An 8,430-nucleotide genomic window follows, 5' to 3' on the forward strand; every position below is an offset into this window, starting at 1 on the left:
CAGGTCAATTTGACAAAATGATTCGAACTTTATCGATCATACCACAATAATCTTAACATAAAGATTAAAACATAGAAACATTCATGTGATACCCGTGCTATATTTGATGCCCGCCGGAAAGCCGCCTTTGACCCTTTTTATTTTGGAGGAAAGCCCATGAATACGCCCACAATTAAAAAAATATTGGTTAATTACAGGAAAAAGCAAGATGGTTATCGTCATTTTTCAGTGCTGATCCCCATTATTGAAATTGATGATGATCCCCATCTTCTTTACGAGGTCCGCTCCGAAGACTTGCGGTCGCAACCCGGAGAGATCTGTTTCCCGGGCGGTAAAGTCGAGTTGGGTGAGCACCATGCAGAAACTGCCATAAGAGAAACTTGTGAAGAGTTGAATATCGAACGCGAGGATATTGAAATCATCGGCCAAATTGACGACATTGTCACGCCTTTCAATATGTACATTCATGTCTATGTTGGAATATTGAATCTTGATCTCTATGACATTGAACCCAATGAAGGCGAGGTCAAGGAACTGTTTGCGGTGCCTATTTCTTACCTCTTTGAATGCGAAGTTCAGGAATTCAAGACAGAATCCCTTCTTCAAATGCCCCCTGATTTTCCTTACGAAAAAATTTCCAGTGGGCGGGCTTACAATTTCAGGGTTGGCAAATACCCGGTACTCTTTATCGATTTTGACGACAAGACAATCTGGGGCATAACGGCTCGCATTACTGCCAGCTTCATCAGAACATTAAAAGACCTATCCCAAGAATTCTAAGGATAGGTCTTTCAGCTCGATACAGCACGTTTTTTTGTATCATATTCAGTTGTATTGCGGTGTGAATCGTTAATAGCCATTCCTCCTAAAGTGGAGCTTGTTACGAATGGTTTTTTAACCATCAAGGGCAATTGTTTCAATTTCATTGCTTTGCTTTTGATGCAAAGTAGTGAAGGTGTTGCAGTCTAAGGCATCCGATAATTCCGTCTGCCTAAGCGGTGGTTTTTTACAAGCGGATGTCTGATGCATCCTGCTTTCGCCGGACGTCCTGTAGATCGAGCCTCTATATGAACCTCCCCAGTGAAAGGTAGGTTATATAGTTGTATTAACATAATACCCATCCTATCTTACATTATTCACTTTTTAAAAAATATTTTAAAAATAGACTTATTGCAGACGAACCTCTTCAAAAGGATTCTCCGTATATTCAAACTCGACGTCTTTAAACGACCAGCGATTATCCTCCAGAAACAGATCAATTCGCTGTACGGCGTGCCCTTTTCTGTAAGCAAGTCTGAGCTTGTTCTCAGTGAGCTTATAGACCTGAAATTCATCAATCCCGTAAACTTGGGTCAGCTGCACTTTGAGACTGTCTCTAAGCTGGTGTATAAAAAACAAATCTACATGACTTACGTCCCGCATGAGCGACGCAAGGATTCCATAGATCTCGTAATTAATAGATTTAATTTCATGAGCTACGCGTTTCGCTTTAACAGTTTCAATAAGATAACCAGTGACCATTGTGAAGAATAGAGCCAACAATACATAGAACCACATACACTCACCTACTTTCCGCAGTCTTTGGTCAATTTTGTCTTGAGTCTTCAATAAGTATTTGGTCTGTTAACTGTATATCCATAAAAAAAAGTTTTAAGCGCTCAATAGAGACATACGATAAAAAAAATATGAACAAAAGTGATCCCCTTGCCTGCATATCAAAAAATGGTTGCCGTTCGCAGGCAGTGGGTATTTGTAAAACACGCGAAATGACAGAGGAAAATAAAACTATTGAAGAGGTGAGCTTCATGGGGCCGGTTGGCGCATTCTTTGATATTGACGGTACTTTGTACCGAGATTCACTAATGGTGGAACACTTTAAGAAACTGGTCAAGTATGAAGTTGTTGATCCTGTGGTTTGGCACCGAAACGTTAAAAAAACTTACGAAGAATGGAAAAAAAGACGCGCGGAATATGATGATTATTTGATCGAACTTTCACAAATCTACATTCGTTCCTTAACCGGGCTTAATAAAGGCAGCCTTGATTTTATCGCAGATCAAGTCATCAAACTCAAGGGCGAAGAGGTCTATTCCTACTCCCGTCAGAGAATCCAATACCACCTGTGGGCCGGCCACAAAATTTTCTTTATTTCGGGCAGCCCGGATTTTCTTGTCGAGAAAATGGCCGAGAAATACGCGGCAACAGAATTTCGAGGAACGCGTTATGAAGTCAATGCGCGCGGTGACTTCACCGGGAACATTGTCCCCATGTGGGATTCCGAAAATAAGAATATGGCCATCCTGGATTTCGTCAAGCGGCACAATATTGACCTGAGCGCCAGTTATGCCTATGGGGATACCAACGGCGACTACTCCATGTTTCAGCTCGTCGGTCATCCTGTCGCCATCAATCCAACACGGGAATTAGTGCGCAACATTCAAAACGACCCGGTGATGATGGATAAGATCGACATTATTGTCGAGCGCAAAGATGTCGTTTTCAGATTGCCGGCCTCGGTGGAGATTCTTTAGACGCCAGCGTTTAACAAAATCCGAATTGTGGAAAAGGGTTTTGCAGGTTCTAAAACTATAAAAAAAGTCCTCCGTGAGGAGGACTTTTCAAGTGAATTCTATGTTCTTAAACTGCGTTTAAAAATGCCAAAACCTTTGCGCGCTTCGCTTCGACGCCATCCAGGTAATGGGTTGTGTAATCGCCTCTGTCGACGTTGTAGTAACCCTGGTTATAGGCTATCACAGCGCGTTCGATGCTGCCGTAGCGATCCAATTTCTGGCTCAGATATTTCGTCCCATACTCAATGGCGAGCTGCGGATCGTAAAGCTGCTCTATGCTGAGACCAAGTGCTCTGCCAGTGGAACCCATAATCTGCATGATCCCTATGGCACCATTATATTCACAATTCGCGTTAAAAGAACTTTCCTGCCAAATGACAGCCATCATCCAGGATTCGTCCATCCCATAACGATCACAGGCATCCTTTAACCAGACCACATAGTCATGCGCTCTGGATTCAGACAAGCTTGGATTCACTTTCCTCATAAATGCTGCGAGTCGTTCAAGATAAGCTTTGTCAGAAGCCTCAATCATAGTGTTAAGGGCTTCTTCACTCTCAGTGCTCAAATGGAATCCGGCGATGCGGTCATTTTTCGCATACCATCCGAGAGCGTCTTTTACGTGATACGTCAGCGGCAAGTAGATCATGTGGTTATGGACTAATAGCGGATAGCCCTGCGTATCCAGCGGCTCACCTTCGTAAAGAATCACGGCACTGTCCTCCAGGGCATAAGCCTGGGCACTGGTGGATGGATTCATGGTGGCTGCGGCATCAAAGATAAACGTTTCGCCAGGTTCAACCTTGGTCAAAACGCGTTCGTCTCCAATGCGAGTGTACTGATATCCCATTGACTTCATGAGATTCCAGTTAAGCGGCAGGTACTGGATGTCATTGTATCTCAGGATCGGAAAAGCCAGCGATCTATTTGATACAACATTTGAGTTTATCGTTATGCTGGAATCATTTATGCCTACATCCTTAGTTACCAGCCCGTCATCAGCAAAAACTGAATTTGTCTGGGATACGACAGCCGCCGCCATGATCAAAACGATCAGCAGGACCCGCATCCAACGGGGTTTAGTCATTGAATCACTCCTTATTAAAATTTAGAATCTTCGTCATTTTACCACAGAAACAAGCTCAGATCAAAGCACAATATAACACATTTTACTATTATTTACATTTAAATTTTTTCCAAATGGCTGCACTTATTGAAAGACAAGACTTAAAGCAATTAAAAAAAATGAAAGAAAAATGGTGTCAGACATCATTTCACCAACTTATAATAACTTATTTAGTTATATATTCCATTTTTGTTTATATATTTCATAGGAGGCGTAGATATGTTTAATATTGTCAATTTGCCCAAAATAGAACTGCACTGCCATTTAGATGGAAGCGTTCGTCTTTCCACCCTCAAAGAACTTGGTACTAAAGAAAATATTCTATCCCCGGACATTGAAGAGGACGAGCTCAGAACCTTGGCAGAAGTCCCGGAACACTGTCCTTCCCTCGTCGATTATCTCAAGCGGTTTGAACTGCCGCTCAAGGTCATGCAGACTGAGACTGCCCTTGCCAGAATCGCACAAGAGCTTGTTGAGGACGCATCCGCTGACGGCGTCCGGTACATTGAGATTCGCTTTGCGCCTCAACTCCATCAGTTGCAGGGTCTCAGCCTCAATGCCATCATTACCGCGGTGATCCAGGGCGCTAAGGCAGGAGAAGCCCTTACCGGCACCAGGAGCAACATCATTTTATGCTGCGTACGACATCTCTCTCCAGCTGCCTCAATTGAGCTGGTTGAAGCAGGCCGGTCTTTTCTCGGCCGGGGCGTCGTCGCTCTGGATCTCGTTGGTGACGAGCACAATTTCCCACCGGAGGCTCACGCTGAGGCTTTTAAACTAGCGAAGTCCTATGGTTATCACCGCACAGTCCACGCTGGAGAAACCGGCATAGTCGACAACATTCGCAAGTCTGTGGCATTACTGTATGCTGAAAGAATTGGTCACGGCGTCAGTCTGGAAAAGGATGCCGCACTCTACGCGGACATTAAAGCTGCAGGCATCCCACTGGAGATGTGCCCGACCTCCAATCTCCAAACGAAAGCCGCGGACAGCTACGAAGCCCACCCTCTCCACCGCTATCTTAATGATGGTATTAGAGTGACTCTCAATACGGATAATCGGACAGTTTCTAACATTACACTAAGCGAAGAGACACAAAACATCCTGAACGCAGGACTCAGTGCAACGCAGCTTAAAACACTTTATAGAAACGCTGTCAGCGTCATCTTTGACAGCGAACAGGAAAAACAGCGGCTCATGGCATTATGGCCGGACGAACATGGAATTTAAGCAAAAATCTGCATAATCGTTCTCATGAATTTTCTGACTTCTACTCTCCCCATTAATTTTCCAATATTTTTTATGTCAAGTATGGTCTGCCTCAATCAAATTGATTATACTGTTACTATGATTTTACATCAGAATTGGAGTGTGAACCTATGGACTGCAGATTATCCATCATGGACCGCGTACACTGGATTGGTGTCAACGACCGCGAAACTACGTTGTTTGAAAACTTTTGGCCACTGGACCGAGGTGTCTGCTATAACTCTTACTTAATTGACGATGAAAAAATAGCTGTCATCGATACTGTTAAGTTCAACAAAACTGAACAGTACCTCTCAAAAGTTAAGGAAGTCATTGGCGACAAAAAGGTTGACTACCTCATTGTCAACCACATGGAACCGGATCACTCCGGCTCTATGAAAGCACTCGTGGCGGCCTATCCCGACATGAAGATCGTCGGCAATAAGAAAACCTTCGATTTTATCCGAGGCTTCTATGACATCACAGAAAACTTCCTAGAAGTAGCTGAAGGGGATGAACTTGACCTTGGCTACCACAAGCTTAAATTCTTCCTGACTCCAATGATCCACTGGCCTGAGACCATGATGACCTATGATCAGACAGAAAAAATTCTGTTTTCCATGGATGCTTTCGGCGGATTCGGATCCCTTGACGGCGGTCTCTTTGATGATGAAGTCAATGTCGAGTTTTACGAGGACGAAATCAGACGCTATTACTCGAATATCGTTGCAAAATACAGCCCAATCGTTCAGCGTGCTCTCGGTCGCCTTGGCACCCTGGATATTAAAGTGATCGCACCCACCCATGGACCGATTTGGAGAACCAGTCCTAAAACCATTGTCGACTATTACGACAAATGGAGCCGCTACGAAGCGGAGGAAGGCGTCGTCATTGTCTACGGCACAATGTATGGCAACACAGCCAAAATGGCAGATTACGTCGCGCGCATCATCTCCGAAAACGGCGTGAAAAACGTTCGTGTTTACGACGCTTCTAAAACCCACCTTTCCTATATTCTGAGCGACATTTGGCGCTTCAAGGGTGTCATCCTGGGTTCCTGCGCTTACAATATGAATGTCTTCCCTGCCATGGAGCTGGTTCTGTCCAAACTCGAGCATACCGGACTCAAAAATCGTTACCTCGGTGTCTTTGGCAACAAATCCTGGAGCGGTGGCGGCGTCAGCGCCATCGATACCTTTGCAGAAAAGGTCAAATGGGAAAAAATTGGTACCTCCATTGAAGCGACTTATACACCAAAAGATGCTGAGTTTGAAGCGCTGATCAAGCTTGGCAAGGAAATGGCGCAGCGCGTCAAAGATAATCCGCTTTAATGGCCGTGGAACCCATGAACAAAGTAAGCCTGGATCACTTTGCAGCCTTGCGGTCCATCTCATCGCTCCAGGTCTCTGCCGATGGTCACGTTCTATGCTTTGCAGTGCACCAGCCGGATCTGGAAAACAACCGCAACCGCAGCGATCTATGGCTCTATGACCGCGAAGGCGGCACCCGTCGTCTGACGACATCCGGATCAGACAGACACCCCCGTTGGCTCAGCGACAGCGAACTGGTCTTCCTTTCAAACCGCGATCAAAGCGCAGAAGCGGATCAAAAGGAAAAAAATATTCCTAAAACTATTTTTTACCAAATTAACTCTCATGGGGGAGAAGCGCAAAAGCTCATGGAAATCCCCCTGGAAGTTTCTAAGTTTGAGCCCCTGTCTGATGGCAGGTGGCTCATAGAATTCACTTACCACCCGGAGTGGCATCATTTGACTGAGGAAAAGGATATCCTCGAAAAAATGGAGCAAGCCTCCTCTGTTCAGGTCATTGACGAAATCCCGTTCTGGCAGAACGGCTCCGGTTTCACCAACAAAACCAGGACAGCACTGGGTCTGTACGATCCCGTAAAAAACGCATCGGAAATGCTCACCGACCAGCTCAGCAATGTGGAAGATTGGGTTTATGATGCGGAGCGACATAGGATTGTCTTGATTCAGTCCCAATTTAAAAATAAACAGGTCATTTACAACAGCCTTGCAATTTGCGACCTTACAGACCGGTCTGTCAAAGACATTTCTCACAGAGATGACTTTTACTACGAAATCTGCAGCGTTGCACCTGATGGCACCCTATTGTTTTATGGCTCTGACACTTCAAGGTACGGTCTAAATGAAAATGGATCCTTCTATAGTCTGGATCCTGCTGACGGGTCCGTCAAGCGATTGACTGAGACCTTTGACGGCAGCTTTGGCAACGCTGTAGGGACGGACATCAAGCTCGGCAGCAAAGGCAATTCTCGTCCGCTGTATTTTGGGGATCAGTGGTTGTTTGTCACGACCATCGGCTCAGAAGCGCCTTTAGTGGCTCTGGCACAGGATGGCAGCGTTTCGAGAGTGGCATCTGAGTCTTCCGCGTCAGCTTGTTATGAGTTCGCTATAGTTGATGGCCAAATCGCTGTGGTTGCCCTTTTGGATCAACAGCCTCAGGAGATCTATGCGCTGAAGGCTTGTGATGCGTTCGGGCCGCTTGGTTTCGATCCTCTTACAGCGTTAAATCATGTTGTCGCTCAAGAACATTTCATTTCTGTTCCGGAAGAAATTCGCGTGACGTCTAAGGACGGTACTGAATTGACAGGTTGGCTCATGAAGCCATACGGCTTTGATCCGCTCCGCCGGTACACAGGCATTCTCAACATTCACGGTGGACCAAAAACCGTGTATGGCCCGTTTTATTATCACGAAATGCAGCACTGGGCTTCTGAAGGCTTCGCCGTGATGTTTATGAATCCCCGGGGCAGTGATGGCCGCGGGAACGACTTCGCTGATCTGAGGGGCAAGTACGGCAGTGTCGACTATGAGGATCTCATGTGTTTTGTCGATGCGGTCGTGGAACAGCATACCTGGATCGACAATGACAGGCTCGGTGTGACCGGCGGCTCTTACGGCGGCTTCATGACCAACTGGATCATTGGACATACACACCGTTTTAAAGCAGCAGCCTCTCAGCGATCCATCTCCAACTGGATCTCGAAGTTCGGAACCACTGATATTGGCTATTTCTTTGTGACTGATCAAATAAGCGCTGACCCTTGGAGTGATTTTGAGCTGCTTTGGGACCAGTCCCCGTTGAAATACGCCGACAAAGTGAAAACCCCCACACTGTTTATCCATTCTGATGAGGATTACAGATGCTGGACCGCAGAAGTCTATCAAATGTTTACGGCGCTGAAGTACCACGGCGTCCAAAGCCGGCTGTGTCTGTTCCATGGAGAAAATCATGAGCTGAGCCGCAGTGGAAAACCTAAGAACAGAGTGCGCAGGCTCAAGGAAATTACGGATTGGATGCGGACTTATTTATAAAAGGCGCCTCGCTAAATCGAGTGGGTAAGGCCACTTTTGATTTCCAGATTTAGTCGGCCTCCTAACAAGTAAATCATGGTGGTAAACGTTTTTACGTTTCTATACCCACGAGCTCTGTTACGAGCTGA

At 45.7% G+C, this 8,430-nt stretch carries 7 protein-coding genes; 5 read left to right on the forward strand and 2 right to left on the reverse strand.

The window, feature by feature from the left end:
* The first annotated feature begins 156 nt into the window (after positions 1–156).
* Positions 157–780 carry an NUDIX hydrolase gene (locus OEL90_RS04320; protein ID WP_291403053.1) on the forward strand — a complete coding sequence of 208 codons (624 nt, stop codon included), beginning with the start codon at positions 157–159 and terminating at the stop codon, positions 778–780.
* A 387-nt stretch (positions 781–1,167) separates the two neighbouring features.
* Here OEL90_RS04320 and OEL90_RS04325 read toward each other — a convergent pair whose 3' ends face one another.
* Complete coding sequence (locus OEL90_RS04325; protein WP_291403050.1) at positions 1,168–1,557, reverse strand: hypothetical protein; 390 nt, start codon at positions 1,555–1,557, stop codon at positions 1,168–1,170.
* Between the two features lie 248 nt (positions 1,558–1,805).
* Between OEL90_RS04325 and OEL90_RS04330 the strand changes: the two genes are divergently transcribed.
* Positions 1,806–2,531 (forward strand): HAD family hydrolase, encoded by a 726-nt coding sequence (locus tag OEL90_RS04330; RefSeq protein WP_291403048.1) that lies wholly within the window; start codon positions 1,806–1,808, stop codon positions 2,529–2,531.
* Positions 2,532–2,637: 106 nt separating this feature from the next.
* Here OEL90_RS04330 and OEL90_RS04335 read toward each other — a convergent pair whose 3' ends face one another.
* Positions 2,638–3,657: a lytic transglycosylase domain-containing protein gene (locus OEL90_RS04335; protein ID WP_291403046.1), complete on the reverse strand. Its 1,020-nt coding sequence runs from the start codon at positions 3,655–3,657 to the stop codon at positions 2,638–2,640.
* Positions 3,658–3,915: 258 nt separating this feature from the next.
* Here OEL90_RS04335 and add point away from each other — a divergent pair, with 258 nt between their 5' ends.
* The 3 genes from add (at position 3,916) to OEL90_RS04350 (ending at position 8,302) form a co-directional block, all read left to right on the forward strand.
* Positions 3,916–4,926, forward strand: coding sequence for an adenosine deaminase (gene add, locus OEL90_RS04340; protein WP_300687251.1), 1,011 nt, complete (start codon positions 3,916–3,918; stop codon positions 4,924–4,926).
* A gap of 149 nt (positions 4,927–5,075) precedes the next feature.
* The gene (locus OEL90_RS04345) at positions 5,076–6,275 is read left to right on the forward strand and encodes an FprA family A-type flavoprotein (RefSeq protein WP_291403043.1); all 1,200 of its coding nucleotides are present in this window, start codon (positions 5,076–5,078) and stop codon (positions 6,273–6,275) included.
* A gap of 14 nt (positions 6,276–6,289) precedes the next feature.
* Positions 6,290–8,302 (forward strand): alpha/beta hydrolase family protein, encoded by a 2,013-nt coding sequence (locus tag OEL90_RS04350; RefSeq protein ID WP_300687252.1) that lies wholly within the window; start codon positions 6,290–6,292, stop codon positions 8,300–8,302.
* Positions 8,303–8,430: the final 128 nt, after the last annotated feature.

It is taken from the genome of Acidaminobacter sp., assembly GCF_030247605.1.
In the GTDB taxonomy this organism is placed as follows: domain Bacteria; phylum Bacillota; class Clostridia; order Peptostreptococcales; family Acidaminobacteraceae; genus Acidaminobacter.

What these genes read in the sequence shown, in the direction of transcription:
- OEL90_RS04335 (WP_291403046.1), bottom strand. Translation starts at nt 3,657, where the DNA reads ATGACTAAACCCCGTTGGATGCGGGTCCTGCTGATCGTTTTGATCATG.
- add (WP_300687251.1), top strand. Translation starts at nt 3,916, where the DNA reads ATGTTTAATATTGTCAATTTGCCCAAAATAGAACTGCACTGCCATTTA.
- OEL90_RS04325 (WP_291403050.1), bottom strand. Translation starts at nt 1,557, where the DNA reads ATGTGGTTCTATGTATTGTTGGCTCTATTCTTCACAATGGTCACTGGT.
- OEL90_RS04350 (WP_300687252.1), top strand. Translation starts at nt 6,290, where the DNA reads ATGAACAAAGTAAGCCTGGATCACTTTGCAGCCTTGCGGTCCATCTCA.
- OEL90_RS04330 (WP_291403048.1), top strand. Translation starts at nt 1,806, where the DNA reads ATGGGGCCGGTTGGCGCATTCTTTGATATTGACGGTACTTTGTACCGA.
- OEL90_RS04345 (WP_291403043.1), top strand. Translation starts at nt 5,076, where the DNA reads ATGGACTGCAGATTATCCATCATGGACCGCGTACACTGGATTGGTGTC.
- OEL90_RS04320 (WP_291403053.1), top strand. Translation starts at nt 157, where the DNA reads ATGAATACGCCCACAATTAAAAAAATATTGGTTAATTACAGGAAAAAG.